35 protein-coding genes are annotated in these 24,997 nt (G+C 67.9%); 20 read left to right on the forward strand and 15 right to left on the reverse strand.

All coding sequences use genetic code 11. From position 1 onward, the window contains the following. Nucleotides 1-5: 5 nt before the first annotated feature. Nucleotides 6-962, forward strand: coding sequence for a carbohydrate ABC transporter permease (locus BUE16_RS06295; protein ID WP_073307730.1), 957 nt, complete (start codon nt 6-8; stop codon nt 960-962). Then, on the forward strand, nt 959-2,038 hold the full coding sequence (locus BUE16_RS06300; RefSeq protein ID WP_073307732.1) for an ABC transporter permease subunit: 1,080 nt from the start codon (nt 959-961) through the stop codon (nt 2,036-2,038). Before BUE16_RS06295 ends, BUE16_RS06300 begins: the two co-directional genes overlap by 4 nt. Before the next feature lie 91 nt (nt 2,039-2,129). On the opposite strand, the gene BUE16_RS06305 is transcribed toward BUE16_RS06300, so the two are convergent. Further along, nucleotides 2,130-2,681 carry a PAS domain-containing protein gene (locus BUE16_RS06305; RefSeq protein WP_073307734.1) on the reverse strand — a complete coding sequence of 184 codons (552 nt, stop codon included), beginning with the start codon at nt 2,679-2,681 and terminating at the stop codon, nt 2,130-2,132. Between the two features lie 495 nt (nt 2,682-3,176). Continuing rightward, nucleotides 3,177-3,749, reverse strand: coding sequence for a TRAM domain-containing protein (locus BUE16_RS17395; protein ID WP_073307736.1), 573 nt, complete (start codon nt 3,747-3,749; stop codon nt 3,177-3,179). Nucleotides 3,750-4,837: 1,088 nt separating this feature from the next. Between BUE16_RS17395 and BUE16_RS06315 the strand changes: the two genes are divergently transcribed. From BUE16_RS06315 to BUE16_RS06325, 3 genes are all read left to right on the forward strand, one after another. Further along, the gene (locus tag BUE16_RS06315) at nt 4,838-5,149 is read left to right on the forward strand and encodes a hypothetical protein (protein ID WP_073307738.1); all 312 of its coding nucleotides are present in this window, start codon (nt 4,838-4,840) and stop codon (nt 5,147-5,149) included. Nucleotides 5,150-5,244: 95 nt separating this feature from the next. Then, complete coding sequence (locus BUE16_RS06320) at nt 5,245-5,832, forward strand: NAD(P)/FAD-dependent oxidoreductase (RefSeq protein WP_073307740.1); 588 nt, start codon at nt 5,245-5,247, stop codon at nt 5,830-5,832. A gap of 74 nt (nt 5,833-5,906) precedes the next feature. Continuing rightward, complete coding sequence (locus BUE16_RS06325) at nt 5,907-6,353, forward strand: peroxiredoxin (protein ID WP_073307741.1); 447 nt, start codon at nt 5,907-5,909, stop codon at nt 6,351-6,353. 116 nt (nt 6,354-6,469) lie between these two features. On the opposite strand, the gene BUE16_RS06330 is transcribed toward BUE16_RS06325, so the two are convergent. Continuing rightward, nucleotides 6,470-6,823, reverse strand: coding sequence for a helix-turn-helix transcriptional regulator (locus tag BUE16_RS06330; RefSeq protein WP_079991529.1), 354 nt, complete (start codon nt 6,821-6,823; stop codon nt 6,470-6,472). Between the two features lie 202 nt (nt 6,824-7,025). Then, complete coding sequence (locus tag BUE16_RS06335) at nt 7,026-7,316, reverse strand: DUF7526 family protein (RefSeq protein WP_073308438.1); 291 nt, start codon at nt 7,314-7,316, stop codon at nt 7,026-7,028. A 157-nt stretch (nt 7,317-7,473) separates the two neighbouring features. On the opposite strand from BUE16_RS06335, the gene BUE16_RS06340 reads away from it, so the two are divergent. The 3 genes from BUE16_RS06340 (at nt 7,474) to BUE16_RS06350 (ending at nt 9,830) form a co-directional block, all read left to right on the forward strand. Then, entirely contained in the window at nt 7,474-7,896 is a 423-nt protein-coding gene (locus tag BUE16_RS06340; RefSeq protein ID WP_073307743.1) for a hypothetical protein, read from the forward strand. Beyond that, nucleotides 7,893-8,213: a hypothetical protein gene (locus tag BUE16_RS06345; RefSeq protein WP_073307745.1), complete on the forward strand. Its 321-nt coding sequence runs from the start codon at nt 7,893-7,895 to the stop codon at nt 8,211-8,213. Before BUE16_RS06340 ends, BUE16_RS06345 begins: the two co-directional genes overlap by 4 nt. Nucleotides 8,214-8,420: 207 nt before the next feature. Next, on the forward strand, nt 8,421-9,830 hold the full coding sequence (locus BUE16_RS06350; protein ID WP_073307747.1) for a glycerate kinase type-2 family protein: 1,410 nt from the start codon (nt 8,421-8,423) through the stop codon (nt 9,828-9,830). Between the two features lie 18 nt (nt 9,831-9,848). On the opposite strand, the gene BUE16_RS06355 is transcribed toward BUE16_RS06350, so the two are convergent. Further along, nucleotides 9,849-11,282, reverse strand: a complete 1,434-nt coding sequence (locus BUE16_RS06355) for an FAD-dependent oxidoreductase (RefSeq protein WP_073307749.1) — start codon at nt 11,280-11,282, stop codon at nt 9,849-9,851. An 84-nt stretch (nt 11,283-11,366) separates the two neighbouring features. Here BUE16_RS06355 and BUE16_RS06360 point away from each other — a divergent pair, with 84 nt between their 5' ends. The 3 genes from BUE16_RS06360 (at nt 11,367) to BUE16_RS06370 (ending at nt 13,417) form a co-directional block, all read left to right on the forward strand. Beyond that, nucleotides 11,367-12,290 carry an LLM class oxidoreductase gene (locus BUE16_RS06360; protein WP_073307752.1) on the forward strand — a complete coding sequence of 308 codons (924 nt, stop codon included), beginning with the start codon at nt 11,367-11,369 and terminating at the stop codon, nt 12,288-12,290. Between the two features lie 66 nt (nt 12,291-12,356). Further along, a complete protein-coding gene (locus BUE16_RS06365) occupies nt 12,357-12,584 on the forward strand; it encodes a DUF7385 family protein (protein ID WP_073307754.1) in 228 nt (75 codons plus the stop codon). A 110-nt stretch (nt 12,585-12,694) separates the two neighbouring features. Beyond that, nucleotides 12,695-13,417: a hypothetical protein gene (locus BUE16_RS06370; protein WP_073307757.1), complete on the forward strand. Its 723-nt coding sequence runs from the start codon at nt 12,695-12,697 to the stop codon at nt 13,415-13,417. Nucleotides 13,418-13,558: 141 nt separating this feature from the next. On the opposite strand, the gene BUE16_RS06375 is transcribed toward BUE16_RS06370, so the two are convergent. The 3 genes from BUE16_RS06375 to BUE16_RS06385 all read right to left on the reverse strand — a co-directional run bounded on the left by BUE16_RS06375 (nt 13,559) and on the right by BUE16_RS06385 (nt 15,270). Continuing rightward, nucleotides 13,559-14,569, reverse strand: a complete 1,011-nt coding sequence (locus BUE16_RS06375) for an aldo/keto reductase (RefSeq protein ID WP_073307759.1) — start codon at nt 14,567-14,569, stop codon at nt 13,559-13,561. Between the two features lie 110 nt (nt 14,570-14,679). Further along, nucleotides 14,680-14,898 (reverse strand): site-specific integrase, encoded by a 219-nt coding sequence (locus tag BUE16_RS06380; protein ID WP_073307761.1) that lies wholly within the window; start codon nt 14,896-14,898, stop codon nt 14,680-14,682. Nucleotides 14,899-14,961: 63 nt separating this feature from the next. Next, a complete protein-coding gene (locus tag BUE16_RS06385) occupies nt 14,962-15,270 on the reverse strand; it encodes a site-specific integrase (protein ID WP_073307764.1) in 309 nt (102 codons plus the stop codon). A 40-nt stretch (nt 15,271-15,310) separates the two neighbouring features. Here BUE16_RS06385 and BUE16_RS06390 point away from each other — a divergent pair, with 40 nt between their 5' ends. From BUE16_RS06390 to BUE16_RS06400, 3 genes are all read left to right on the forward strand, one after another. Then, nucleotides 15,311-15,595: a hypothetical protein gene (locus BUE16_RS06390; protein WP_073307766.1), complete on the forward strand. Its 285-nt coding sequence runs from the start codon at nt 15,311-15,313 to the stop codon at nt 15,593-15,595. A 380-nt stretch (nt 15,596-15,975) separates the two neighbouring features. Then, nucleotides 15,976-16,164 (forward strand): HalOD1 output domain-containing protein, encoded by a 189-nt coding sequence (locus BUE16_RS06395; RefSeq protein ID WP_200778387.1) that lies wholly within the window; start codon nt 15,976-15,978, stop codon nt 16,162-16,164. Between the two features lie 149 nt (nt 16,165-16,313). Further along, the gene (locus tag BUE16_RS06400) at nt 16,314-17,030 is read left to right on the forward strand and encodes a hypothetical protein (protein WP_073308440.1); all 717 of its coding nucleotides are present in this window, start codon (nt 16,314-16,316) and stop codon (nt 17,028-17,030) included. A gap of 14 nt (nt 17,031-17,044) precedes the next feature. Here the strand turns inward: BUE16_RS06400 and BUE16_RS06405 are convergent, their stop codons facing one another. The 4 genes from BUE16_RS06405 to BUE16_RS06420 form a co-directional block, all read right to left on the reverse strand. Next, on the reverse strand, nt 17,045-18,058 hold the full coding sequence (locus tag BUE16_RS06405) for a ring-cleaving dioxygenase (RefSeq protein WP_073307770.1): 1,014 nt from the start codon (nt 18,056-18,058) through the stop codon (nt 17,045-17,047). A 63-nt stretch (nt 18,059-18,121) separates the two neighbouring features. Then, complete coding sequence (locus tag BUE16_RS06410) at nt 18,122-18,853, reverse strand: competence/damage-inducible protein A (RefSeq protein ID WP_073307771.1); 732 nt, start codon at nt 18,851-18,853, stop codon at nt 18,122-18,124. A 129-nt stretch (nt 18,854-18,982) separates the two neighbouring features. After that, entirely contained in the window at nt 18,983-19,273 is a 291-nt protein-coding gene (locus BUE16_RS06415; protein ID WP_268762486.1) for a HalOD1 output domain-containing protein, read from the reverse strand. Nucleotides 19,274-19,306: 33 nt separating this feature from the next. Next, nucleotides 19,307-19,735 (reverse strand): DUF7344 domain-containing protein, encoded by a 429-nt coding sequence (locus BUE16_RS06420; protein WP_073307775.1) that lies wholly within the window; start codon nt 19,733-19,735, stop codon nt 19,307-19,309. 50 nt (nt 19,736-19,785) lie between these two features. Between BUE16_RS06420 and BUE16_RS06425 the strand changes: the two genes are divergently transcribed. The 5 genes from BUE16_RS06425 (at nt 19,786) to BUE16_RS06445 (ending at nt 22,990) form a co-directional block, all read left to right on the forward strand. Continuing rightward, nucleotides 19,786-19,995 (forward strand): hypothetical protein, encoded by a 210-nt coding sequence (locus BUE16_RS06425; protein ID WP_143165384.1) that lies wholly within the window; start codon nt 19,786-19,788, stop codon nt 19,993-19,995. A 205-nt stretch (nt 19,996-20,200) separates the two neighbouring features. Next, on the forward strand, nt 20,201-20,314 hold the full coding sequence (locus tag BUE16_RS17555) for a DUF7512 family protein (RefSeq protein WP_449404989.1): 114 nt from the start codon (nt 20,201-20,203) through the stop codon (nt 20,312-20,314). Between the two features lies 1 nt (nt 20,315). After that, on the forward strand, nt 20,316-21,338 hold the full coding sequence (locus BUE16_RS06430) for a sulfite exporter TauE/SafE family protein (protein ID WP_073307779.1): 1,023 nt from the start codon (nt 20,316-20,318) through the stop codon (nt 21,336-21,338). A gap of 223 nt (nt 21,339-21,561) precedes the next feature. After that, nucleotides 21,562-22,266, forward strand: a complete 705-nt coding sequence (locus BUE16_RS06435) for a type 1 glutamine amidotransferase (RefSeq protein ID WP_073307781.1) — start codon at nt 21,562-21,564, stop codon at nt 22,264-22,266. A 514-nt stretch (nt 22,267-22,780) separates the two neighbouring features. Further along, nucleotides 22,781-22,990 (forward strand): YgaP family membrane protein, encoded by a 210-nt coding sequence (locus BUE16_RS06445; RefSeq protein ID WP_073307785.1) that lies wholly within the window; start codon nt 22,781-22,783, stop codon nt 22,988-22,990. A gap of 145 nt (nt 22,991-23,135) precedes the next feature. Here the strand turns inward: BUE16_RS06445 and BUE16_RS06450 are convergent, their stop codons facing one another. The 3 genes from BUE16_RS06450 to trxA all read right to left on the reverse strand — a co-directional run bounded on the left by BUE16_RS06450 (nt 23,136) and on the right by trxA (nt 24,349). Then, on the reverse strand, nt 23,136-23,525 hold the full coding sequence (locus BUE16_RS06450; RefSeq protein ID WP_234972338.1) for a DsrE family protein: 390 nt from the start codon (nt 23,523-23,525) through the stop codon (nt 23,136-23,138). Nucleotides 23,526-23,527: 2 nt separating this feature from the next. Further along, nucleotides 23,528-23,773 carry a sulfurtransferase TusA family protein gene (locus BUE16_RS06455; protein ID WP_073307787.1) on the reverse strand — a complete coding sequence of 82 codons (246 nt, stop codon included), beginning with the start codon at nt 23,771-23,773 and terminating at the stop codon, nt 23,528-23,530. A gap of 165 nt (nt 23,774-23,938) precedes the next feature. Next, nucleotides 23,939-24,349, reverse strand: coding sequence for a thioredoxin (gene trxA / locus BUE16_RS06460; RefSeq protein WP_073307789.1), 411 nt, complete (start codon nt 24,347-24,349; stop codon nt 23,939-23,941). Nucleotides 24,350-24,528: 179 nt separating this feature from the next. Between trxA and BUE16_RS06465 the strand changes: the two genes are divergently transcribed. Further along, nucleotides 24,529-24,792: a DUF7542 family protein gene (locus BUE16_RS06465; RefSeq protein WP_073307791.1), complete on the forward strand. Its 264-nt coding sequence runs from the start codon at nt 24,529-24,531 to the stop codon at nt 24,790-24,792. The last annotated feature ends 205 nt before the right edge of the window (nt 24,793-24,997 follow it).

Here is a 24,997-nt window from a genome sequence, read left to right on the forward strand (position 1 = left end):
GGGGCATGAGCACCGCAAGCCGAATCGCGGACCGCGCGGCCGAGATCCCGGCGGTCGAGCGTGAGGATGTCTCGCTGCTGTTGGTCCTGCCCGGCCTGTTCCTGTTCGCGGCGTTCATGTTCTTCCCGATGCTCTATCTCATCGGGATCTCCTTCACCAACGCGCGGCCGGCGAACCTGTTCGGCGGCGGGAGCTTCCTCACGTTCGGGGAGGCGACGTTCGTGGGTCTGCGCAACTACGTCGCCGTCCTGACCGACGCGACGTTCTGGAACTCGGTCGGCGTGACGTGGCTGTTCGTCGCGACCAGCCTCGTGGGAAAGGTAGTGCTCGGGCTGTCCATCGCGCTCGTCGTCACGAACGACCGCGTCCGTGGCGCCCGGTTCCTCCGGTCGCTGCTCATCGTGCCGATGGGGCTGCCGGCCATCTTCACGATCACCGTCTGGCGAGGGATCTTCAGCTCGGCCCGGTTCGGGCTGGCGAACCAACTGCTGGCCTGGCTCGGCGTCGGTACCGTCGCGTGGCTCAACGAGCGGTGGGCTGCGTTCTTCGCGTACAACGTCACCGAGATGTGGCTCGCGTACCCGTTCATGGTGATTATCACCGTGAGCGCGCTCCAAGACGTGCCGGACGAACTGCACGAAGCAGCGATGGTGGATGGCGCGAGCTATCTTTCGCGGTTCTTCCACGTGACGCTGCCGAGCGTGAAGCGCCCGGTGTTGTTCGCGTCGATCCTTACCGCCGCGGCGTCGTTCCAGCAGTTCCTCATCCCCTACGTGTTCAACGAGGGGGGACCGGCCCGTCTCAACGAGCTGATCATCGTGTACGGCTACCGCGAGGCGTTCCAGTTCTCCCAGTACGGACAGGGGGCCGCGATCATGCTGATCGCGATCGCGTTCATCGGCGCGTTCATGTGGCTCAACGTCAAGAAGGGGAAGCTCGCCGACGGGGTGGACGAGGCGTGAGCGTGTTCGCCCGGATCGCGTCGAAGCTCGCAGAGGACGCGTGGACGCTCGCGACGACGCCGGTGGAGGCGGCGCGCGAGGCTCGCTACACCGTCGCCGCCTACCGGCGCGGCGACATCTCGGCCACACAACTGCTCAGGACCGCCGTCGCGACCACGTTCGCCGTGCTCGTGGTGGCGGTAATGCTGTTTCCGATCTACTGGATCGCCATGTCGGCCATCTCCGCCTCGGGCGGGTCGATCTACGCGGCCGACGGCTTCCGGTTCGTGCCGAAGCGGACGTCGATCAAACCGTTCGTATGGGTCCTCGGCGACCTGATGATCCAGCCGGACACGACGATCGCGGTCCCGTTCACCGACCTGTCGGTCGTGTTCGACCACCCGCGGATCGTCTTTCTCGACGCCAGCGACTACGGCGTCGAGTCTCCCTCGGAATTCAAACGGTACTTCGTGAACAGCGTCGTCGTCGCCACGGTGACGGTCGCACTCGGCCTGAGTGTGATCGTCCCGGCGGCGTACGCGCTCTCGCGGCGAGAGTTCATCATGCGGCGCAAGATCCTCTTCGGCTACGTCCTGTTTACGCAGGTCGGCGGGGGCCTCGGGATCGCCGCGCTGATCGCGCTGTACGCCATCTTCGTGCAGGCCGGACTGCTGAACAACAAGATCGCCCTGGCAGCCTACTACGCCGCCACGGCGGTCCCGTTCAACACCTGGCTGTTGAAAACGTACATGGACGGCATCCCGGTGAGCTACGAGGAGGCGGCCCTCGTGGACGGTGCCCCGCCATGGCGGGTGGTCGTCGAGGTGATCCTGCCGCTGTCCGCTGCGGGCCTGGCGACGGTCACCATCTTCACGTTCCTCGCGGGCTGGATGGAGTTCGTCGTCGCCCAACTGCTGTTGTCCTCGGGAAACTACACGCTTCCCGTCGGACTGTTCAGCCTCGTCGAGGAGTACTCCATCCCGTGGGCGCGCTTCTCGGCGTTCGCGCTCACGTTCGCCTCGCCGGTCATGCTCGTGTACCTCTTCGCACAGCGGTACATCGAGGGCGGGCTCTCCTTCTCCGGGATGGAGGGGTAACACCGTTCGTTTCGCCGCTTGCGAAGGGAGCGTCGACCGTCACGACAGGTATCCACGGTCGATCACAGCAGGTATCCACGGCGGTCGATGGTCACTCGTCGACTGCCGCCTGAAAGCCGAGCCAGTTCACCACCGACCCGGATCGATCCGCGATCGGCACGATCGTCACGCGGTTGTCGAACGGGGTTCCGTCCGCGCGGTAGTTGCGGAGTTCGACGGTCGTGCGGGTCCACGTCGACAGCGCTTCACGGAGGTCCGCGACCGGACCCCGTTCGGTATCGGGACCCTGAAGCAGTCTCAGATTCCGTCCCTGCAGCTCGGTCAACCCGTAGCCGGTCAGCACGCGGGCGCGCCGAGTCGCGTACAGGACGGGGTTGTCGGCGTACGCGGGGCCCGTGAAGGTGATTCCGACCGAGGCATCGTCGAGCACCCGGATACGCTCGACGTACGCCGCTTCCCGGTCGGTGAGTGACACGGCCGGCCCGGAGGCGGCCGAAGCGATGTCGTCGGCGTCGACGGAGTCACCGAGGCGGTCGAGGCGGTCGCCGTCGTACTCGGCGGCGGCGAGCGCGTCCGGGACGCGAGCGCGAAACCGATCGTGATCGAGCCGGATGAGATCGGCGAGCAGGTTCCGTGACGTCATCGGACACCCGAACGGTTCCACCGCCAGAGCAATGCCGCTGTCGCCGTCGGAGGGACGCGCGACCGTCCGGTGGACGCGGGATCGTTCACCACGTCTGCGTCCGCCGCGTGACTCGCGTATCGGTCACACGGCTGTCGTCGGTGCGGCGTCGAGCGAACCGAGACGGTCTCGTCTCTCGCGGGCCACCGACGACCGCCGACGACGGTCACGATCCGAGGCCGACGACGACGGTCACGATCCGAGGCTGCCGACGACAGTCACGATGCCTGTGGAGGCGAGCGATCCCGGCGTTCGCGGGCGGCCGTGGCGAGTCAGCGCGGAGCCGATCGGCATCGATCCGGCGTGGCGGTGGCTGACGAGCGGAGGAGACCGGCCGTCAGCGAGGCAGCGACGGGGCCGGGAGTGAGGATACACCGGTCACGGGGTCGTCCGACAGCCGCGAGCGGGCGGGGAGACTCCCCGCCCCGATGCGGGGGGTTCGTCCGTGTCGCCGCCTCACTCGTAGTGGTGACGCTCGACCCGTTCGACGACTTCGGCGAACGCGACGTTCTGTTTCACGCTGGTGACTCGGATCGTCACCCGCTCGCCTTTCTCGGTGTCGGGGACGATGATCACGTAGCCGCGGTCCACGCGCGCGATCCCGTCGCCCTGGTCGCCGATCCCCTCAATGTCGACGGTCACCTCGTCGCCGCGGTCGACCGGCGGTTCCGGTTCACCGCCGGATGCGGTTTCCGTTGCGGAGTCGATGCCCTCGTCGCGGGATCTGCGCTCGTGGGAGGAGCCGTCGCCTGACCCGGTTCCGTCTGTATCGTCTTGCCCGTCCGACTCGGCGGTCGCAACCCTCTCGCCTCGTGCGTCGCGGTCGTCCGCTGATCCATCGCGGTTTGCGGCGGTGTCCGCGCCCTCCGAACCGCCCGCGTGGCGTGCGAGCAGCGCAACGCGGTACACCTCATCGGCGTGAATCGAGTCCAATTGGAGCTCTCGTTCGGGCACCTCAATGACGTACGAACCGTCTCGCTCCTCCACCTCGGCGCTGAAGACACACCGTAAATCCTCTGATATCTCCATTTGTATAGCGTACTCAGCGCAGTTATGTTAACCCTACGAGTTCCGGACCGTGCAACTGTTTGGATAATCAACGTGAAAACGCCGCGATTCGAGGTGCCACCGTGAGTTCCGCACGCGGACGATCACGTCAGCGACACGCAGATCCGGGCGGCTATTCCGGGATTCGAGACGGATCGCCCCAGTACCATGATCCTGTTGGGCGACACATTCAGCCGTTCAACACACCATGATGTCCGCAGTAGTAGCTGTGGAACAGTCCCATTCAGTGAGTTACAGCGGACGAGATGGTGTGGAGAGTTGCGATGTACACTGGATCAAGTGGTAGTTCACGGATCATCCCACGTCGATATTCCCGCATTTGCGGTTCCAACGAGCAGAGATACGGCGGACAACGTGGTGTAGGCACCCGGAGTGGGTAGTGAAGTTCCTTGCATCGGCGATTACAGCGGACACGGTGGTGTACTTCCGTGTCCAATCAGGTCACCACATCGTTCGACTGTGTCACTACAAGAATACGACCGGTATCGTCCCCGAGTTTCGAGATCCAGCGGAGGAACAGCGGACGCGGTGGTGTTCGAATCCGAGCGCGGACGCCCATTTGAACAGCGGACATGATGGTGTAACAGCTCCGGACACGGTGGTGTCGATACCGGATTCGGCGAGTTCGGACTGGCTTGCCGATCGGTCCAACGCGTGGCCCTACGCTGATTCGCGACCGTTGGTGAACTGCGGACACGGTGGTGTTCCAATCGAAGGTCCAATCGAATAGTACGGCGGGTGACATCCTCCCCGCCGTTCACATCGGGGCTACCCGTACCGCAGTTGGGATTCTGCCGGTCTACGACACGACCTGTTCTCTCGGGGCGAACACCCCACTCTTTGAATCGAACAAGGGTACCGAGAGCGATGTCACACAGCTGTTACTCCTCTCCTCCCAGTGAGGACTCGGAGCTATCCACTCCGAAGCGGTAGACTGGAGCTCGCGTTCGCTGTCCGGATTCGTCGTCGATGATGGGTGGACTCATCGGCGCCGGGCGGGACCCATCGGCACGGAAACCAACAGGTACCCGGAACGCGTAGGGGGTCGTATGGAAGACGACACGCGAACTTCACAGCGGGTTCCCAAGCGCTGGCTCGATGTCTTGGAACTCGTTCTCGACGAAGGAATCGAACGCGAGGGCGGGGTCACCCTCTCGGCGGAGGACCTTCGCGTCGAGGTACCGCTCGCGTTCGGCGACGATGCCGACCGCGCGGAGTGGGGGTTCGACGGATCGGTGACCGTCGAGACGGAGGGAACTAGGGGAACGCTCGCTGAGTGGTACCACCTCCATCGCGAATCGCTCCCGGACCCGTACGGCGACAGCGACCGCGCTGCCGCCCGCAAGGACGGCAACGACTGACGCCGCGCGGGTAGGGAGTCCTCGCCGCTTCGGCCGGACAGTTCCTCGCTTCCGCGGACCACATGGTTATTATCGCGGCCGGACATGCTGTTCGTGTGACCGATGTTGTGATCGTCGGCGGCGGGCCCGCCGGCTTGTCTGCGGCACTGTTCGTTCAAAAGAACGGCCTGGAGGCGACCGTCCTCGATACCGACGGAACGTGGATGCACAAGGCCCACCTATTCAATTACCCAGGGATCGGATCGCAGGACGGCTCGGCCTTCATGGAGAGCCTCAGGGAGCAGGTGGACAGCTTCGGTGTGGACCGCCGACAGGGCGTCAAGGCGACCGGGGTCGACGAGACCGACGAGGGATTTCGCGTCGCGACCGACAGCGAGGAGGCCGTCGAGAGCACGTATCTCGTGCTCGCGACGGGGGCGAACCGCGATCTCGCCGAGGACCTCGGCTGCGCGTTCGACGGCGACATCGTCGATGTCGGCGTGACCATGGAGACCAGCGTCGAGGACGCGTACGCCACGGGTGCGATGGTCCGCGCCGAGGAGTGGCAGGCGGTCATCTCCGCCGGCGACGGCGCCGCCGCGGCGCTGAACATCCTCTCGAAGACGAAGGGGGAGAACTACCACGACTTCAACGTCCCGGCGGACGCCGACGAGGTCTTCGGCGGGATGGCCGACGCCGAGTAACGCCGCCCTCGGTTCTGCCCGGCCGTCGCCACGCCCGCCGAAGCGGTCATGTACGAGCCGGCGCAAGCACGCACGTGCTCGACACCGGCGATACCGCGCCAGCGGTCACGGCTCGCAATCAGAACGGCACCGAGATAGATGTCGAATTCGAAGCCCCGACGGTCGTCTACTTCTACCCGAAGGACTTCACCGGAGGCTGTACGATCGAGGCCAACGAGTTCGAAGACGCGCTTCCCGCGTATCGGGACGCGGGGGTCGACGTGTACGGCGTGTCGATGGACGACGCCGAGAGCCACGCCGGCTTCGCCGACGAGGAGGGCCTCTCGTTCGACCTGCTCGCGGACCCAGACGGCGAGGTCGCGCGGTCATTCGGACTCGACACCGACGAGGGGTACACCGACCGACGGACGTTCCTGTTTGCTGACGGCGAGGTCGTCGCGACGTACGATCCGGAGCTTTCAGACCCCTCCGGACACGCTCGCGAGGTGCTCGCCGACGCCGAAGAGCGGCTCGAACGCTGACCGCTCTCGTCTGAACGTCCCCCGAGAGAACATCCGTCGGAACGCAGGTCAGTGGAACTGCTCGTCGGAACGCCGATCATCGGGTCTGCCCACGCGTCGACTACGACGACCGCCGGCTACGCTTCCGCTTCGACGTCGAGTGACTCCCCGGCGTCGGCGCCGTCGTCGGTAAGCGAGTAGACGCGCTTTCGCGCGTCACGGAGACAGATCGACTCCGTGACGAGTCCGGCATCCTCGAGACGCCCCAGCGCCGTCCGAACGGTCCGGGCCGACAGCGCCGTCTCCTCGACGAGGCCGGTCTGCGTCAGGTCGCCGTCGCGGTCGAGGACGAAGTGGACGAGCTTCGCGCTCGGCGGCAGATCGGCGAACACGTCGGACTCTGGGTCGGTCGCGCCTGTCGCCGCTTCCGGTTCGGTCGTTCTGGTCTCTGTCGCCTCCGTCGTCGCGTGCGTCTGATGGGTACCGGTCATGGTAAACGAGGACCGTCGTCCGGTGTCCGACGGGCGTCGGAACACTGGTGGTCTCATCGATCCGTACGGGTCAGAGTGACTTACCCGTTTGCGGGCGTACACGTCACCCAGTTACACCGGTGTTACCGGGTTCGCGCGAGCGGACGGCCCACCGTCCGTGCAGTCGCGTTCGGCCGTCCGTACAGACGCGTTCGGCCGTCACTCACAGCGACGATTCGACCTCGTAGACCCCGGGAACGTCGGTCTCCTCGACGGCGACGGTCCACTCCTCGCCCTCGCTCGCGGGCTCGTCGGCCACGAGGGTGACTGCTTCGACCGGATCTCGGGCGAGAAACGCGCGGATCCGATCGACCCACGACTGCCGTCCGCCCGTTCGACCGACGACGACGTAGCGCGACTCGGCGATCTCGCGAAGCGCCGGCTGCAGCTCCGCATCGTCGAGCGCATTCGGCTCGACCGTGTGGAGCACCTCGACCGTGATCGTGTCCGTCACGACCGGGTGTTGGGACGGACGGGTATCGCAGTGTCGGTGCCGGACGATCGGATCGGACCGTTTGCCAAACCGCATCGGCCCGTCTGCCCGATCGCATGAGTCAAAGGCCGATTTGACCGTACGGACGGCTTATGGTTTCAGCCGACGATCTCTGACTGTGTCCGACAGACGAGCCCTCCTCCGCGGCGCCGGCGCGATCGGCCTCGCGGGACTGGCCGGCTGCGCGGGTCTCGCGAACGGGACGACCGAACGATCCCTGCCCGACGGAGGAGACGACTTTGGAGGCGACGACTCCGGGGGCGACGACACGTGCCCCTTCGACCGCGAGTCCCCGCCGGACGCGACCCACGAAGCGACGGTCACCGGCCAGGACGCCCCGCCGGAAGCAGTCCCCGTTCGGCCGCGGGTCTCGCTGGCGGACCCGTCCGTGACGAGCGGCTCGCCGATAGTCCTCCGCGTCGATGTCGACAACGGCACCGACGAGGTGGTCGTAATCGGCGAGTACCGCCCGGTGGTGTTCCAGTACGTCCGCAGCGCCGACGGGACGTTCGTCTGGTATCCACTTCCGAGCGGTCGATGACGGGCCAGCCCGACCGCGCGACGCCGGACCTCGAACTGGCGGAAGACGGCTGCTGGAAGCTCACCTCCGGGATTGCACAGACGATGGAGTACGGCACGGTCGAGATCCTCGCCGGCGGAACCCTCACCGCGTTCGTCGGCCTGTACGCGTCCCACGAGGCGGCGGTCCCCGACGGCTGTTTCCTGACGGGCGAGTTCCGGTTCGACGCGACCGACACCGACATGTCCGACGGCCGAACCGGCGGCGAGAACCCGCCGAGCGCCTCGTGGGGGTTCGACCTCCGCGTCGACCCCCTCGACCGGAGCGGCAGTCCGTGAGCGGGCCATCGGGAGTGCGACTGGGCCCATCGGGAGCGCGGCCGGGCAGTCGTTCGCGCCAGCTGTAGATTCGATCCCCCCCACCAGATCGGGAGCACCTGTGTGTCGCGCAGCAGGTGCGGGGTGGCGTGTTCGCGGACGCTGCCACGCCGCAATACTGGGCCGACCGCCGGTGCAATTATGTTCGGGTCGCCGACTCGATCCGGTATGTCGAACGACGAGTCGACGCCGTTCCCCGTCGAGGTGTCCCGAGCCGGGCGGAACGCTTCGGCCGCCGAGCGGACCGCGATCGCGTGTTTCCGCGCCGGCGTCGCGGCCGCCCTCCCGGAGCGCGTCGTCGCCGAGACGGTCTCGGTCGACGGCGGTATCCTCCGGGTCGCGGACGCCGCCTACGACCTCGGCGCCTACGAGCGGGTCGTCGGCGGCGGCGGCGGGAAGGCGGCCGACGGCGCCGCGACCGCGCTCGAAGCGATCCTCGGCGATCAAATCGACGCCGGCGCGGTGGTGGTCGATGAGACCGACGGCGGCGAGGGCGAGCGGTCAGACCGCGGCGCAGTCGATTCGCGGATCGATCGGATCGTCGGGGGACACCCCGTCCCGACGACCGCGGGCGTGGAGGGGACGGCGAGGGCTCTGGACCTCGTCCGGGCGGCCGACGAGGACACGCTCGTGCTCGCGCTCGTCACCGGCGGCGCCAGCGCGCTGTTCTCGGCGCCGGTCGGGGCCGTCGGGCTGGACGCGCTCCGGGAGACGACCGACGCACTCCTGCGTGCGGGCGCCGATATCGACGAGATTAACGCCGTCCGCAAGCACCTCTCGCGGGTGAAAGGCGGCCGCCTCGCCGCGGCGGCCGCGCCGGCGACGGTCGTCGGGCTCGTCTTCAGCGACGTGGTCGGCGACGACCTGGCGGTGATCGGCAGCGGCCCGACCGCACCCGACGCCTCGACGTACGCGGACGCGCTGGGCGTGCTGGAGCGCTACGATGTCACGGTTCCGTCTGCCGTTCGCGATCACCTCGCGCGCGGCGAGCGCGGGGGCGAACCCGAGACGCCGGGCGCGGCGGCCGCGGCGTTCGACAGGGTCGACAACCACATCCTCGCGAATGCGTCCACCGCTCTCGACGCCGCGGCCGCCGTCGCCGACGAGCGGGGATACGACCCCCTGATCCTGTCGAGCCGCCTCCGCGGGGAGGCCCGGGAGACGGGAGTCACCCACGCCGCGATCGCCGAGGAGATCGCCGACGCGGGCCGTCCGGTCGAACCGCCGGCGGTCGTGCTCTCGGGCGGGGAGACGACGGTCTCCGTGGAGGGCGACGGCGTCGGCGGGCCGAACCTCGAGTGCGCGCTCGCGGCCGCCATCGAGTTCGCCGACGCGGGCTCGCCGGTCCGGGGTCGCGACTGCGCCCTGCTCGCGGCCGACACCGACGGCCGGGACGGGAGCACGGACGCCGCGGGGGCGGTAGCGACGCCGGCGACGGTCGACGACGCCGCGGCCGCTCGGGCGGCGCTGTGCGACAACGACGCGCTGTCGGCCCTGCGGCGCGCGGACGCCACGCTCCGGACCGGCGCCACGGGGACGAACGTCAACGACCTCAGGGTGCTCGTGGTCGAGGCGTGAGCACCCCGACCGGGCGCATCACTCCGCGAGCGCGCCGTTCAACACCTTCGCCGCGACGAGTACCGGGTCCCAGACGGGACTGAACGGCGGGGCGTAGGCGAGATCCAGCCGCTCGACCTCGCCGACGGTCATCCCGCCCTCGAGGGCGGTCGCGATCGTGTCGATCCGGACGGCAGCGCGGTCCGTCCCGACGATGGACCCGCCGATGAGCCGGCCGCTGTCGCGGTCGGCGACGAGCGTGACGGTCGTCTCCGCGGCTCCCGGATAGTAGCCCGATCGCGACCCGGCGGTGATCGTCCGCGATACCGGGTCGAAGCCGGCGTCTTCTGCCTCTGCAGCGTCGACGAGGCCGGCCCTGCCGCACTCCAGGTCGAACGCCTTCACGACCGCGGTGCCGGCGATACCGCCGGTATCGGTCTGCGTTCCGGCGATCGTCTTCCCGATCGCGCGCCCGGCGCGGTTCGCCGTGAGGCCGAGCGGGACCCACGACGGGTCGCCGGTGACGACGTGGCGGTCCTCGGCGCAGTCGCCGGCGGCGTACACGCCGTCGACTGACGTTTCGCCGTACTCGTCGACCGCGATGGCGCCCGAGTCGCCCAGTTCGACCGGCGTGTCGCGCACGATCTCGACGTTCGGCGCGACGCCGACGCCGACGATCGCGAGGTCGGCGTCGAGGGTCGCTCCGCCCGTGCATCGTAGGCCGCTCACGCGGCCGTCGTCGCCGACCAACCGGTCCACCTCCGCGCCGAGGTGGAGGTCGACGCCCCGCTCGCGAAGGTGCTCGACGACGGGTTCCCCGACGGCCTCGCCGAACATCGGGAGCGGTCGCTCCGACCGCTGGAACAGGTGCACGTCCACGTCCCACGCGTCCAGCGCCTCGGCCATCTCGACGCCGACGTAGCCGCCGCCGACGATGGCGGCGGTCTCGGGCGGCTCCATCGCCCCGTAGCGGGCGACGGCCTCGCGGTCGACATAGCCGTTGTCGCCGAGGTCGTCGACGGCGAACTCCGCGGGCGGCGTGAGCAGCGCGCGGACCGCCGCCGCCGAGTCGAGCCCGTGGATGGTGAACGCGGCGTCGAGGTCGCTGCCTCGGATCGGCTCCGAGCGCGCTCGCGCGCCAGTCGCGACGACGAGGTCGCCGTACGGCTGCTCGAAGCTCCCCCCGGGACCGTCGACGGCGACCGTCCTGGCGTCGGTGTCGACGCCGACGACCTCGTGCTCGCGCCGGAGATCGATCCCGCGGTCGTCGATCTCGGCGGGCGACAGCGAGAGCAGGTCGGTCAGCTCCTCGACCTCGCCCTTGATGAAGTACGGCTCGCCGCAGTGGGCGTACGACACCCACCGCCCCCGTTCGAACACAATCACCTCGCGGTCCGGGTCCTCGCGGGAGAGCTTGCTCGCCGCGCTCAACCCCGCCGCGTCGCCGCCGACGATTACGACCGGATCTGTCACACCGGCAGTCGGTGCGGGGGTCTCTTACAGCTATCGCCGCTGTGCATCGGAGCCGACATACGCGTTCGCGCCCGACCGGATCGCGTGAGCGATGCCACCGACACCCGCGGGTTTCGGCGCCTCTTCGGCGGCGACGATTTGACGTTCGGCGCCGGGTTCCCGCTGACGGACACCCGCGAGTCGCGCCCCCCGGTCGACGAGGAACTAGCGCTCGCGACGCACGCCGAGGCGGTCGGCTTCGACGGCCTGTGGGCCCGAGACGTGCCGCTGTACTGGCCGCGTTTCGGCGACGCCGGCCAGACGTACGACACCTGGCCGTGGCTCGGCCACGTCGCCGCCCACACCGACGAGGTCGCGATCGGCACCGCGAGCGTCGTCCTCCCGCTTCGCCACCCCCTGCACGTCGCGAAGAGCGCCGCGACCGTCGACCGCCTCTCGGATGGGCGGCTGGTGATGGGCGTCGCCACCGGCGACCGCGACCCGGAGTTCCCGGCGTTCGGCGTCGACAGCGACGACCGCGGCGCGCGGTTCCGCGAGTCGGTCGACCTCCTGCGAACGGTGTGGCGTGAGGAGTTCCCCGAAGTCGACGGCTCGTGGGGGGAACTCGACGGCGACCTCGACGTGGTTCCGAAGCCCGTCGAGGGGACGGTCCCGCTGCTGCCGACCGGGTTCGCCCGGCAGTCGATCGAGTGGATCGCCGACCACGGCGACGGGTGGTTCTTCTATCACCTCCCCGAGTCCACCCTGGAGTCGTCCCTCGATGACTGGCGCGACGCCGCGGGGGAGAAGCCCTACGCGATGGCCGTCCGGACGGAACTCGACGACGACCCCGAAGCCGACCCCGAGCACCGCCATCTCGGCTACCGCGCCGGCGCCGAGTGGTTCGTTGACTACTTCCGGCGGCTCGACGACCTCGGGGTCGACCACGTCCTCGTCTCGCCCGCGGACGGCGACGACCCCGAAGCGTCGCTGACGCGGTTCGCCGAGACGGTGATCGATCGGGTCTGACCCCGGACGGTGCATCCCCGCTGTCGGTTCCTAATGATTGATATGGCGGGACTCGTATCTGGGTGCATGGACATCGACACCGAAGAGCTGCTCACGTCGTTGACCAAGCGCGAGGACAACGCCGCGATCAAGTCCTACCAGAACACCGTCTCCGTCGCGTGTCCGGCCTGCGGCGATCCGTTCGACGACCTCGTGGTCTGCAAGCAGAACCCCACGAGCCTCGACCTCTCGAAACAGTTGGACCTGTGCGTCGGCGTCGACGACGGGCAGGCGTACATCTTCACCCACAGCTAGCCGGTCGACGGGCGGGTGACGGGCGGGCAACGCGCACTGATCCCGGTCGCGTCGGCAACTCGACGGAGTCACATCGGGGCGGTTATGCCCCGGCGGCCTCACTAACCACCGTGACTGATTGGCCCCCGGTCGACCCCGCCGACGCGGACGCGGTCGCCGACCGACGCGACGAGATCGTCGAGGCCGTCCGCGACCACGCCGGCCGGATCGCCTACCAACTAGCGCTGCTGCAGGGCGGCGACTACGGCAGCCGGGACGTCGACACCGACCGCGGCACCTGGACCGTGAAGTACGAGGGCGGCGACTTGGAGTACCTGCGCTTCTCGCCCAAGAGCGGGTCGGACGTGTACGTGATCTCGACGAAGCGCGACCCGGAGCCGGAACCGCTGGCGGAGGCGCTGCTCGATTACGACGCGTTCGTTCGCGGGTTCAACGCCCACGTCGACTCGCTGGAGGGCGTCCTCGACGACGTGTCGACGGAGTTCCCCGAGGCGGCGACCACCGAGGCGGTCGTCGCCGAGCGCGACCGCGTGCTCGACGCCGTCCGGGACGCCTGCGATCGGATGGCCGGCGAGCTGCACCGGTACGAGGGCGGCGACTACGGCACCTACGCCGCCCGCGTCGACGGCACCCGCTGGGAGCTGAAGTGGGACCGCGACGGCGTCTCGTACCTCCGCGCGGGCGGCAGCGGCGGCGTCTACCTCCTCTCGCAGTACGAGGCGCCCTCGGCGGCCGACGTGCGCCAGTACGCGCCGCAGTTCTGCGGCTTCGTCGAGGCGTACAACGAGGCGGTCGCGGCGTTGGAGGCCGATCTGGCCGCCGTCGAGTTGTGAGCTGTCACGCCGACGCCAGTTGATCGACGAGGGTCTGAGACCTCGAACAACGGGGGAGTCGGCTGCTATCGCACCGCAGGAAACAGAGGGAAGCGCCGCGAGTGACGCCTCGGTCACCCGAACCCGACAAGGCGAGTCGGCTTACAGATGCGCGTACGGGCCGCCCTTCGACTGGGTGAGGCGGTCGACCTGCTCGTCGGAGAGGTCGATCGTCGCGGCCGCGAGGTTCTCCTCTAACTGCTCGACGGTGCGAGCGCCGACGATCGGCGCGGTGACGCCGTCGCGGTGCACGAGCCACGCGAGCGCGACCTGGGCGGGCGAGGCGTCGACCTCGTCGGCGACGGCGTCGAGTTCGTCGTGCACGTCGAAGTTCTCCTCGGTGAGGTACGCGTCCGCGAAGCGGCTCGACTCGGCGACGCGCGACTCGCCGGTCAGTCCGTCCTCACGGTCGTACTTCCCGGTGAGGAAGCCCTGTCCAAGCGGGCTCCAGGGACACACCGCGAGGTCCTCGTGGCGGGCCATCTTGAGGTAGTCTCCCTCGATCTCGCGGTCGACGAGGTTGTAGCGCGGCTGAAGCACCGAGAACGGCTCCCAGCCCTCGCTGCGGGCGATCTCGTTCGCCCGCGCCACCTTCCACGCGTCGGGTCGCAGCGTCGAGGCGCCCAGGTAGTGGACCTTCCCGTCCTCGACGAGGCCGTCGAGCGTCTTCATCAGCTCGCGGGCGTCGGTTTGGTCGTCCCAGCGGTGGATGTACAGCACGTCCACGTAGTCGGTGCCGAGGCGGTCAAGCAGCGCGTCAATCCGGTTGCGGATGTTCTTGCGGTTCGTGCCGCGGCTGTTCGGGTCACCGTCGCGGATCTGCCAGAAGATCTTCGAGGCGATCGTGTATCGCTCGCGGTCGCGGTCGGCGAGCCAGTCCCCGATCCAACGCTCGCTCTCGCCCCCGCCGTACACGTCGGCGGTGTCGATGTAGCGACCGCCAGCCTCGGCGTACGCGTCGAGCAGTTGGTGGGCGCGCTGCTCGCCGATCTCGACGTTTCCTTCCTCGGTCTCCTTGCCGAAGCGCCAGGTGCCGAACTGTAGCTCGCTCGTCTGGATGCCGGTGCCGCCGAGCTGCACGAACTCGAGGTCGATCTCCGAGAGGTCTGCCATCGGTCGTGAATTCGCCGCTTCGAGTGAAAAGGGTTCAGCATCCGGAACGTCTCGGCGGAGGCGACCCGTCGCGTCGTTGTTCCCACGGGGTCGCTCCGCCGACGCGATCGCTACGTGTCGAGCGCGTCCTCGGCGGCCTCGCGAAGCCGTTCCACGTCGTCGTCGCGATAGCTCGCGTGAGTCGTTTCCACCGACTGATGGCGCAGCACCTCCTGTGCGAGCTCGGCGCTCGTGTCGTACAGCTCGTCGCCGAGGCCGCGCCGCGCGCCGTGAGGGAGCAGCGCCTCGCCCTCCTCGGTGACGCCGCTCTCGGCCGACAGTCGCTTCAAGAGCGTTCGCGCGCCGGCTGTCGAGACCGCCGGCGGGACGAGGTCGTGTTCGCGCAGCAGGTCTCACACGGTGTCGTTCGTCGGGTCGGCGTCGACGCCGTCAGCCGCTCGAACGAGGCGATAGAGGCTCGGCAGGTGGTTCGTCGGGAAGACCGGCCACTCATGGCTGGGCGGGTCCTGTCGGCGGTGGTGGGCGCGGAGCCGTTCGACGCCCGGCTCCAGCAGCGGCGTCCGCTGCCACTCCTGGGTCTTGCCGTACACTCGGAGCGTCCCCTCGTCGAGGTCGACGTGGCGCCAGCGGAGCCCGCTGCGTCGGTCGTTCTGCGGGTCGCGAAACAGCTCCGCGCCGCGGGCGCCCGAGTACGCGAGCACGGCGACGATCGCGCGTCGCGCGCGCCGGGTCGAGCCAGCCGTGATCGAGGGCGTCCTCGGCCCGCCAGTCCGTCCAGCGGACGATCGCCTCGCGGGTGTCGGCGCTCCAGAACTGCTCGCGGTCGTCGCCGCGGACGCCGACCGACCGGTCGGGGAGCGCGTCGGTCGCGACGGCGGACTTCGCGGGGTTCGACTCCAGGGCGTCCCGCTCGACGAGGTACGAGCAAAACGACCGGACGAGCGCGAAGTACTGCTGGGCGGTTCGACCGGTGATCCCCGCCGCGGGGTCCTCCTCCCTCGCCCACGCTCGACGCGCGAGATGTGAGGCGTACCCCTCCACCTGTCGCACCGAGAGCTCTGCGACGGTCTCGGCGCCGCGGTCTGTCGCACGCCGCACGAACTCGCCCACCACGCGGGCGACCTCCCCGCGGTGGCGCCCGGAGTCGCCCTTGCTCACGTGGGCGACGAACGCCGCGAGCGCGTCGTCGGGCTCGGTCGCCGGGCCGATGGTCGCGGGTGGGCCCGACCGGTTCCCCTCTGGTCGCATCTACCGGGACCGTCGGGCGCCGGAGACAATAATTCCACGCACGCGGTCCGGATCGTCGGCCGCGAGATGACACCATCCAAACCATCCTGGGCAAGACTCATACTTGCGTAGTTTCTACTTTCGCTGATACGTTGTCTCCCAATACTATCCATCGAATCGTGTCGGCGGTAGCCGACAAAAAAGGCGTGCCCCCAGAGCAGTTGGACCCCCGTTTAGGGGAGGTCGTCGACCCCGACTCGCTCACCACCGTGTTCAAAAACACCAGCGGCTACGTCACCTTCGACTACGACGGCTACACCGTGACCGTCGGCGACGACGGAACTGTCGATGTCGAGCGGTACAGGTAGGCGATCGTGGACTGAGCGGCGTCGCAGTCGACCACCCCCGACGGACCGCCCCGGAATTCCACGGGTGCCGAATGGATGATTTTATTACACTATTGGCACGTCCATCGTACGACATGTCAACGACATCAGTCACGGGGACGGTCGGCGGGATGGCCCGCCGCGGCAACCCTGCCTTTGCGGTCGCCGTCGTGGCGGTCCCGCTGCTCGCGCTCGGCTACGCGGTCACCGCGGCGTCGGTGCAGATCCACACGTACGTCCACGTCATGGCGGGGCTGCTGTGGACGGGCACCGACATCTTCATCGGCGCCGTGCTCGGGCCGGTGATCGGCGGCCTCGACGAGGAACAGAGCGCGGCCGTGTTCGAGCGGCTGACCCCGAAGACCGCCTTCCTCCTGCCGGCGCTGGCGTTCACGACGATCGCGGGCGGGATCACGCTCGCGCAGCGCCTCAGCGTGTTCCCGCACGCGGCCGTCTGGCTGCCGCTGTTCACGGCTGCGAACGTGATCCCGATCCTGCTGCTGTTCGGTCACCGGATGAACGCGTTCGGGGATCGGCGCTGGCAGGCCGTGTTCGCGGTCGGGACGGTCGGCTCGCTCGCCTGGGTCGCGACCACGGTCGGCAGGTTCGAGCTGACGACGCCGGCGATCGCGGTCGCGCTTGTGATCGTCACGGTCCTCTCGGTGCAGGGGTTCGGCTTCCTCCTCCCCGGCGAGATCCGGATGTACAAGCAGATGATCTCGGCCGATCCGGACCCGGCGGTCATCTCGTCGATTGGGCAGCAGAACGCGAAACTCGGCCTGGTGCAGGGGCTGTTTCAGCTGCTGCTCATCGCGGACATGGTGTACCTCCGGTACGGCGGCTTCTGAGGCGGCGTCTCGGTTTAGTCGTCAGCCTCGCTTTCGGCCGGCTCGACCGACTCGGCCGCCTCGGCCCGCGGCACCGTCACGTCCGGTAACTGCGCTTCGATCTGCTCGCGGCGGTCCTCGAAGTCGCCGGGCAACACCAGGCGACCGCCGAGGTCATCGAGCGGCTCGTCGCTGTCGTACCCCGGCTCGCTCGTCGCGAGTTCGAAGAGGACGCCGTTGTGCTCGCGGAAGTACACCGAGCGGAACCAGTGGCGGTCGATCTGGGTGGTCGGCCGCAGCCCCTCCCGCTGGACGGCCGAGCGCATCGCAGACTGGTCCTCGTCCGTCGGCGTCTGGAACGCGACGTGGTGGACAGTCCCGTGGCCGGGCCGGCCGCCCTTGACCGTCGGGAGCACGTCCACGTAACTTCCGACGGGTCCGGCCGCCGCGAAGCGCGTCCGCTCGTCGCCGGGGGTGTCGCCGGGCGACTCCTCGGTCGCGGCCTTCTCCAGGCCCATCGTCTCCAATAGGTCCATCGTCGCGTCCGGGTTCGCGAGCCACAGCGTCACCGAGTGGAACCCGCGGATCGCGTGCTCGGCGGGGACGAACTCGGTCCACGGGACCGTCGGATCGTCGTCCGGTACCTCCACTTCGACCAACTCGATCGGGAGCCCGTCGGGGTCGCAAAGCGGGAGCACGGACTCGCCGAAGCGGTCGACGCGCTCGTCGTACTCGACGCCGTACTCGTCGAGGCGGTCCTCCCAGTAGTCGAGGCTGCCCTCCGGAACGCGGAACGCGGTCCGCGACACCTGGCCGGAGCCGACCGTCCCCTGTGAGAGGTCCTCCCACGGGAAGAACGTCATGCTGGTCCCGGGCGTCCCCTCCGCGTCTGCGAAGAAGAAGTGGTACGTCCCGGGGTCGTCCTGGTTGATCGACCGCTTCACGAGCCGGAGCCCCAGCGTCTTGACCCAGAAGTCCATGTTCCGCTGCGGGTTGCCAGCGATACAGGTCACGTGGTGGATGCCCGGCGTGGGCGTGACGGATGCCATTAGCGACCCCTACGGGCCGGACCGACTTGAGTACGCGCTGACGTGAGTGTAACCGGGCGGCGCTCACTCATCGACGGTCTCGACGCGCTCGGCGAGCCACTCCACCGCCTCGTCGGTTGCCTCCGGATCGTCGCCGCGGACGGTCAGCCGGTTATGGCCCGCGGTCTCGGGATAGCTCCCGATCGCAACGTCGAAGCGGTCGCGGGCGTCGCCGAGCGTCTCGACCATCGAGCCCTCGGGCTGCGGGGTGTACAGCGTCCGGGCGACCTCGTCGCCGGCGAACTCGTCGGCGACGCGCCCGAAGACGGCCTCGACCTCGTCGGGCACCCCCGGCATCGCGTACACGTTCTCCAGCACGAACCCCGGACACAGCCCCGCGTCGTTCGGGACGTACCGCGCTCCCTCGGGGAGCGACGCCCACGCCGCCACGTCGATCTCGAGGTCGTGTTCCTCGACCACTTCGGGGTTCGCATCGCGGTAGGCGGCGACGGTTTCGACGACCGCCGAGCGCACGTCCTCGCGGACGGCCAGCTCGCGGTCGAACGCGTCCGCCAGCGCGTCGGCGGTCACGTCGTCGTGCGTACCGCCGAGCCCGCCGGTCACCACCACTGCGTCGTAGGCGTCGCTCCAGGCTCGGATCCGCGCCGTGATCGCGGGCCGGTCGTCCGGCATCGTGAGGATCCGCCGGACGCGCGCGCCGCTACCGGCGATCTCGCCCGCCAGCCACGAGGCGTTCGTGTTCGTCGTCTCCCCGGCGAGCACCTCGTCGCCGACGGTGACGATGGCTACGTCCATCGACCGATCGAAGGTGGTCGCCCAATAAAAGCCCGCCGTCGCGTGTTCGACACCGCCGTTGTACCCGGCGACGCTCGGGCTCGACTCGGTTCCGTGCGCGAGCGCGGAGTCCTGACGCTGACGGGTCGGTCATCGGGCGTCGCCGACCGGTTCGAACACGCCGACGAGGCCATCGGCGCGGACCTCGATCAGCGAGTCGTCGTAGTCGAACCGGACGGACTCGGTCCCCGCAGCGCCGGTCGGACCGTCCTCGACGAGCCGAGACACCGACTCGACGTCGATGCAGTCGAACAGCGTCGGATCGGTGATCGCGTGGGGCGACACGTCCTTCGCGTCCGCGACCGCCAGCACGATGACACTCGTGAGGTCGCCGTCGGTCTTCGGGTCGAATCGCCGCTGTGCCGTTCGCGTCCGTGCCAGCGTATCGGGGACCGCTCGGTCGGACCGTCTCGTTCAGCCATCGATTCCACCGGCGTGAACCGCGCCACCAAGGGTGATATCGACGGCCTCGAGCGCTGCGTCGACGGGGGCGAACCCCTCGGCGGGTACCACTCTGTCGGCGTCCCGGTCGAACGCGACGATGTTCAACGACGCCAGCTTGGGACCGTGTTGGTTGGACAGCGACGTGTACACGGTCTCCCACTCGGAGTCGGTCACCTCGTGCCCCGAACCGGCGCCCGCTCCCACCGCGATGTTCATGGCGAGGCGCTTCAGACCGCGGGCCCTCCCTTCGTCGAGGACGCGACGCAGTATGCGTCGCCGCCGGACCGCCAGCGCGTCGAACACATACTCCGGACACACCGACCTGAGCGCCAGTAGCGCCGAGGCGGGCGTCGTGTTGCCGGAACTCTCCCCGTTCAGATCGGAGTTGTCGCCCGTCACGAATCCTCCATTCGACGTGCGGCGGATAACTTATGCTACCACTCGGTGTCATGTTATCCTTCGAGCAACGGCGATCGGACGACCGATCGCGGCGGTTCGGCGCCGGACGGCGCGATCCGTTCTGTGTCGACCCGTTCGGCGACCTCGTCGACTGGCAACTCGTCGTCCGCGGCGACGAGCGCTCAGTACCACTCACTGTCGAGCTGAGTGAGTCCGTGAACGCACGCGAGCAGTCCCTCGCACTCCATCTCCTCTCGTAGTCGGTCGGACAACGAACCGCGCATAAGATACTCTCCACTACCGTTTCTACGGCCATATTATATATGCATAATATATGTAATACTGCGCGTACGCTTCGAGAACTCGCCGACGACCCGTCGGAACACGGTTACCCTCCCCCGCTCATTTCGTCCGGTGCGTTACGTCTTCGCTGCGTTCCGGCCGTTCACTCCGGCACCAGGCTGTGTGTCACCCATCATCGGGCTGGTTCTGTTGGAAGCGATCGTACTGTATTTCGGCTACGGGCTGCTCGAGTCGGTGCTCGGGAAGCGCGTGACGGACTTCCTGCGGGGGCTCTGAGATGGAGATACTCGGTGTCGGTATCCAGCTCCTGGCGATGTTCACCTCGTTCGGTCTCCTGATCGGGATCCTGTTCGGGTTCTTCGGGATGGGGGGATCCTTCCTCGTCACGCCCGCGCTGTTGGTGATGGGATACGAGCCGGACGTCGCGGTCGCGTCCGGTCTGGCGTTCGTGTTCGGTACCTCCGTCATCGCGACGCTGAAACACCGTGACCTCGGACAGGTCGACTATAAACTCGGCGTGTTGATGATCGCCGGAACGACCGGCGGTATCGAAGTCGGGAAGATCGGCCTGGAGTACCTCCAACACATCGGGCTCGCTGGGACCGTTGTCAGCATCGCGTACATCGGCCTGCTCGGTGCCATCGGTGCGTTCGTCACCTACACCGCGATGAAGGGCGGTGACGGCGGTATCTCCCACGACGTCGAGGAGGGCGACGAGGGCGCCGACGACATCCCCCCGATTGCCCAGAAGATCCAGTCGTACAACGTCCCCCCGATGATTTCCATCCGCGGCGGCTTCACTGTCTCGCTGTGGATGGTGCTGGCGGTCGCGTTCGCCACGGGGCTGCTGTCCGGGTTCCTCGGCGTCGGCGGCGGCTTCATCCGCATGCCCGCGCTGTTCTACCTGGTCGGCGTGCCTGTCCCGGTCGCGGTCGGGACCGACCTGTTCGAGATCGTCTTCTCGGGCGGCATCGGGTCGTTCTTCTACGCGCAGTCCGGGGCGGTCGACCTCTCGATCGTCCTCCCGCTGCTGGCGGGGAGCGCCCTCGGCGCACGGATCGGCGCCGGCACGACCAACCTGGTCGACGAGGACGACATCAAGGTGTACTTCGGCGTGATGCTGCTGTTGGGCGCCATCGCCGTCGCCGTCCGCGAGGCGGGCAACTTCCTCGGGATCCCGTCGCTCGACACCGTCAGCCTCGGCGCCGCACTCCTCGTGAGCGCGACGGTGGTCGTGAGCAGCATCCGTGAAATCCGTGCGTTCTCGTCGTCGACGACGGATCCGTCGACCGCCGACTGAACGCTCGACACACACCGAGGCGGCGATTTTCTGGACCGACAACGACGACCGATCAGCGGCCGCACTGAGCCGCGTCGGTCACGGATCGTGATTCACGTGCGAGTTCTGACGACCCCATGGTGACCGAGCTGTGGGGGTGTCACGATCCCAGTGGGGGAACGGTCGTGTCTGTTTTGTGGATTTCTACCAATACTATATGTGTCCGTTCGACGTAGCTCTCGGTATGGGAACGACACTCGCCGTGCTGGACGCGTCGATCGGAGAGACGCCCGCTGAGGAGAACCTACGGCGCGAACTCGACGCCGACGTGGAGGTGTACAAGATCAGCGATGGGGTGTTTCCGCCGTCCGTCTCCTCCTCACGGTGGCGGTTCGACGGCGTCGTGATTAGCGGGTCGCAGACCTCCGTGTACGATGACCTCGACTGGATCCACGAGGCGACCGAATGGGTCCGCCGCGTGCACGAGGCGGACGTGCCGATCTTGGGAATCTGCTGGGGGCATCAGTTCATCGCACAGGTGCTCGGCGGCCGCGTCGTCGACATGGGCGAGTACGAACTCGGCTACGAGTCGATCGCGCGCATCGGCGACGACCCGCTGTTCGACGGCGTCCCCGATGAGTTCGTGAGCTTCGAGACGCATTCGGACCGCGTGGCCGAAGTGCCGCCGGGGGCGACCACCATCGCGCGAAACGACATCGGCGTGCAGGCGTTCCGGGTCGGCCGCGCGTACGGCGTCCAGTTCCACCCGGAGTACGACCGGGCGACCGCCGAGTGGGTCACCGAGGCTAAGGACCTGCCGGACGAACGTATCCGCACCGTCCTTGACGAGATCACCGACGACGCGGTCGAGCGGGCGCGCGCGGCGAAGACGGTGTTCGACAATTTCCTCGACATCGCGGCGATCGATCAACCCGTGCGGTGCCGGTAGCCCGACCGCCACGTGGCGGAGGGGTCGCTACCGAACCGTCGAACCGGTCGCGAACCGGATCGCTCGGCGGCGACCGACGGCGTTCAACTCACCGCGCCGCCGAATTCCTGTCGCGCCCGCGGCGTGCGATGGGTCGAGTGATGCTCCTCCACATCAGAGACCACGGGCAGCAGACCGGGACGGATCGACCGAGGTCGAGCGCGAGCGCCCCGCGGAACGAACGACCGATCTGGAGCGACGGATCGGGGTCGGAACGCACCCCCGTCCGGTCGGGAGGGGCGGTCGAGGAGACCCTCGTCGGAAGCGCTGGCGAAGGCATGTGACCGGGTGCGATCGTCTAACTCGCGGCCGGGTCCGGACGACCTGGCTTCCTCCGGTTGTTCGGAAGGGTACCGAACGAGCGACGACGCGAGCGGGCACCGGTAGTCCCACTCCGAGGAGGCCGATCTATCTGGTGCGGTTCTCCCACGATCAGACAATTGCTTTCTTATATACGGAGTACGTACAACGAGCCATGGAAACGAACGTCGGCTCCACTGACACGCTCGTGCGGATCGTCGTCGGCGCGCTCGCGGGCGCCGTCTCGCTGGCGGGACTCGCCGGCGCGCTGGAGGTGCAGGGCGTCGTGTCGCTCGTGCTCGGGATCGTCGCAGCCCTCATGCTCGGGACCGCGTTCACGAGCAAGTGCGCGCTGTACTCTGTGCTCGGCGTCAGCACGCGCTGAAACGCCGCGCCCGGTCACGGGCTCCGTCATCCGGTACGAACGCCGTCACACGTCGAGAGCCCGGCCGGCGGTCAGCGGCACACGCGCCCGTACTGATGAGGGACGCGGGGAACGGAGTCAGCGAGAGAAAGGGCCGAGTGACGGCTCAGAACGTGAAGACCTGGTCCGCGTCCTCAGCCGCTTCGAGGAAGGTGACAGCGCCGGCGAACTTCGTCGTCACGTCGTCGTCGATCGCCTCGCGGTCCCACTGGAGCATGTCCAGCGTGGTCGTACACGCGACCGACGTGACCGCGTCGCCGCCGTCAGCGATCAGCTGGTCCAGCATGTCGTAGGGGTTCGGCATCCCCTCGTCCAGAAGCGGCCGGATGGACGAGAGGTCCGTTTCCCCCTCGGTCAGGTGAGTCAGCCCGTCGAAGGTGAAGTACAGGAACACGTCGGTGTCCATCGTGAGCGCGACGTGGCCGAGGTTGGTGGCCATCGCGAGGCTCTTGGGGTCGTCGCTGGAGACGATGATCCCGATCTCGTCCATGCTCATACTCACTTCTCCTTGCGGACGTAGTGCGTGAACACGTCGTCGCCCTCCTCCTGTTCGAGCAGGTTGACGCCGTCGGTGCCGGACGCCCACCCGTCGATGTCGCTCACGCTGCCGGGGTCGGTCGCGACGACCTCCAGTACCTCGCCGGCGGCGAGGTCGTCTATCGCGCCCTTCGTCTTCACGATGGGCATCGGGCAGCTCAGTCCTTTCACGTCGAGCGTCTCGGTGATGTCGATTTCAGTGCTCATGGGCAATATCGCTTGTATGCATTACCCAATACTGTGTGGCCACTCTTTAATCTTGCTCATATATCCCAAGACTATTGCGCGGGCGCCGTCGCTCGGGAGGAGATCCATGGCGACCTCTGTTGGGGCAGTCTGTCACCCGACCGGGGGGAATGGCGAGTCTCGCGCTTACGCGTACTGCTGGACCAGCGAGACGAGCTGGTCCTTCTGGCGGACACCCACCATCTGCTCGACCTGTTCACCGTCCGCAAACAGGTACATCGTCGGGACGCCCTGCACGCGGTACTGCTGTGCGAGGCGCTGCTGGGCGTCGACGTCGACCTTCGCGACCGTCGCGTCGGTCTCGGCGGCGATCTCGTTCACGATGGGTTCGAGCATCTTGCAGGGACCACACCAGTCGGCGTAGAAGTCCGTGAGGACGACGCCGCCCTCGTCGACGAGATCCTGGAGGTGCTCGGCGCTCTCGACGTGGACCGGCTCGCTGCGGTCGGAGGCGGTCTCCTCCTCGGCGCCCTCGCCGCTGAGCTTGTTCTTGAGTTCCTCCGCGTTCTGCTCTCGGATCTGATCTCGTTCGCTCATCACCCCCTGCTACGAGTGGCTCGGACATAATAGTTTTGTAAATAGTGTACAATATATAGAGTCACGTCACACCACACTACTCTACCCTATCTCACCCCACCCACCGAAGACTGCGGGTGTCCGGTCCGTGCCGCTCCGCGATGGAGTGACTTAGGAGGTTCGAGGACGAAGCAGTGGTCATGCCGACAGCCGTCCTCGTCCACTGTGAAGACTGTTCCTACGAGGAGACGTTCGACTCGCTTCGGGCCGCGCGGATGGCGGTGGACGACCACGAGCGTGCGACGGCTCACGGCCTCGACTGGTACATCGGCGGGCTCTCGGGCGGCGTCGAGCGGGCAGCCGCCGACGCGGGCGTGTGCGGTCGAGAGGGCTGTGCGAATCCCGACTCGCCGCTGTTGGACCGCGAAGCCGCGCGCTCGACCGGCGGTTCGTCGACGAAGTGAGAGCGACGGTGCACTACGCTTCAGAGGTCCGAGACCTCCGTCTCTTCGAGTAGGTGTCGTCGTCCCGTAGGGCGACGGTCCGGCTGTTTACGGTCACAGGCCGCGACCGAGTCGTTCGCGCCGGTGTACCGAACAGCGCCGAGTCCGGCCGTTCGCCGGACCAGCGGGAGCCGAGACGGTCCGGGACACGCGGCAGTGATCGAGC

The sequence above is a fragment of the Halobaculum gomorrense genome (genome assembly GCF_900129775.1).
Lineage (GTDB): Archaea > Halobacteriota > Halobacteria > Halobacteriales > Haloferacaceae > Halobaculum > Halobaculum gomorrense.

Bases quoted from the DNA above. Each gene is read 5' to 3' on its own strand.
- BUE16_RS06295 (WP_073307730.1), top strand. From the start codon at position 6: ATGAGCACCGCAAGCCGAATCGCGGACCGCGCGGCCGAGATCCCGGCG.
- BUE16_RS06305 (WP_073307734.1), bottom strand. From the start codon at position 2,681: ATGACGTCACGGAACCTGCTCGCCGATCTCATCCGGCTCGATCACGAT.
- BUE16_RS17395 (WP_073307736.1), bottom strand. From the start codon at position 3,749: ATGGAGATATCAGAGGATTTACGGTGTGTCTTCAGCGCCGAGGTGGAG.
- BUE16_RS06315 (WP_073307738.1), top strand. From the start codon at position 4,838: ATGGAAGACGACACGCGAACTTCACAGCGGGTTCCCAAGCGCTGGCTC.
- BUE16_RS06330 (WP_079991529.1), bottom strand. From the start codon at position 6,823: ATGACCGGTACCCATCAGACGCACGCGACGACGGAGGCGACAGAGACC.
- BUE16_RS06345 (WP_073307745.1), top strand. From the start codon at position 7,893: ATGACGGGCCAGCCCGACCGCGCGACGCCGGACCTCGAACTGGCGGAA.
- BUE16_RS06350 (WP_073307747.1), top strand. From the start codon at position 8,421: ATGTCGAACGACGAGTCGACGCCGTTCCCCGTCGAGGTGTCCCGAGCC.
- BUE16_RS06365 (WP_073307754.1), top strand. From the start codon at position 12,357: ATGGACATCGACACCGAAGAGCTGCTCACGTCGTTGACCAAGCGCGAG.
- BUE16_RS06375 (WP_073307759.1), bottom strand. From the start codon at position 14,569: ATGGCAGACCTCTCGGAGATCGACCTCGAGTTCGTGCAGCTCGGCGGC.
- BUE16_RS06400 (WP_073308440.1), top strand. From the start codon at position 16,314: ATGGCCCGCCGCGGCAACCCTGCCTTTGCGGTCGCCGTCGTGGCGGTC.
- BUE16_RS06405 (WP_073307770.1), bottom strand. From the start codon at position 18,058: ATGGCATCCGTCACGCCCACGCCGGGCATCCACCACGTGACCTGTATC.
- BUE16_RS06410 (WP_073307771.1), bottom strand. From the start codon at position 18,853: ATGGACGTAGCCATCGTCACCGTCGGCGACGAGGTGCTCGCCGGGGAG.
- BUE16_RS06425 (WP_143165384.1), top strand. From the start codon at position 19,786: ATGTTATCCTTCGAGCAACGGCGATCGGACGACCGATCGCGGCGGTTC.
- BUE16_RS06430 (WP_073307779.1), top strand. From the start codon at position 20,316: ATGGAGATACTCGGTGTCGGTATCCAGCTCCTGGCGATGTTCACCTCG.
- BUE16_RS06435 (WP_073307781.1), top strand. From the start codon at position 21,562: ATGGGAACGACACTCGCCGTGCTGGACGCGTCGATCGGAGAGACGCCC.
- BUE16_RS06445 (WP_073307785.1), top strand. From the start codon at position 22,781: ATGGAAACGAACGTCGGCTCCACTGACACGCTCGTGCGGATCGTCGTC.
- BUE16_RS06450 (WP_234972338.1), bottom strand. From the start codon at position 23,525: ATGAGCATGGACGAGATCGGGATCATCGTCTCCAGCGACGACCCCAAG.
- BUE16_RS06455 (WP_073307787.1), bottom strand. From the start codon at position 23,773: ATGAGCACTGAAATCGACATCACCGAGACGCTCGACGTGAAAGGACTG.
- trxA (WP_073307789.1), bottom strand. From the start codon at position 24,349: ATGAGCGAACGAGATCAGATCCGAGAGCAGAACGCGGAGGAACTCAAG.
- BUE16_RS06465 (WP_073307791.1), top strand. From the start codon at position 24,529: ATGCCGACAGCCGTCCTCGTCCACTGTGAAGACTGTTCCTACGAGGAG.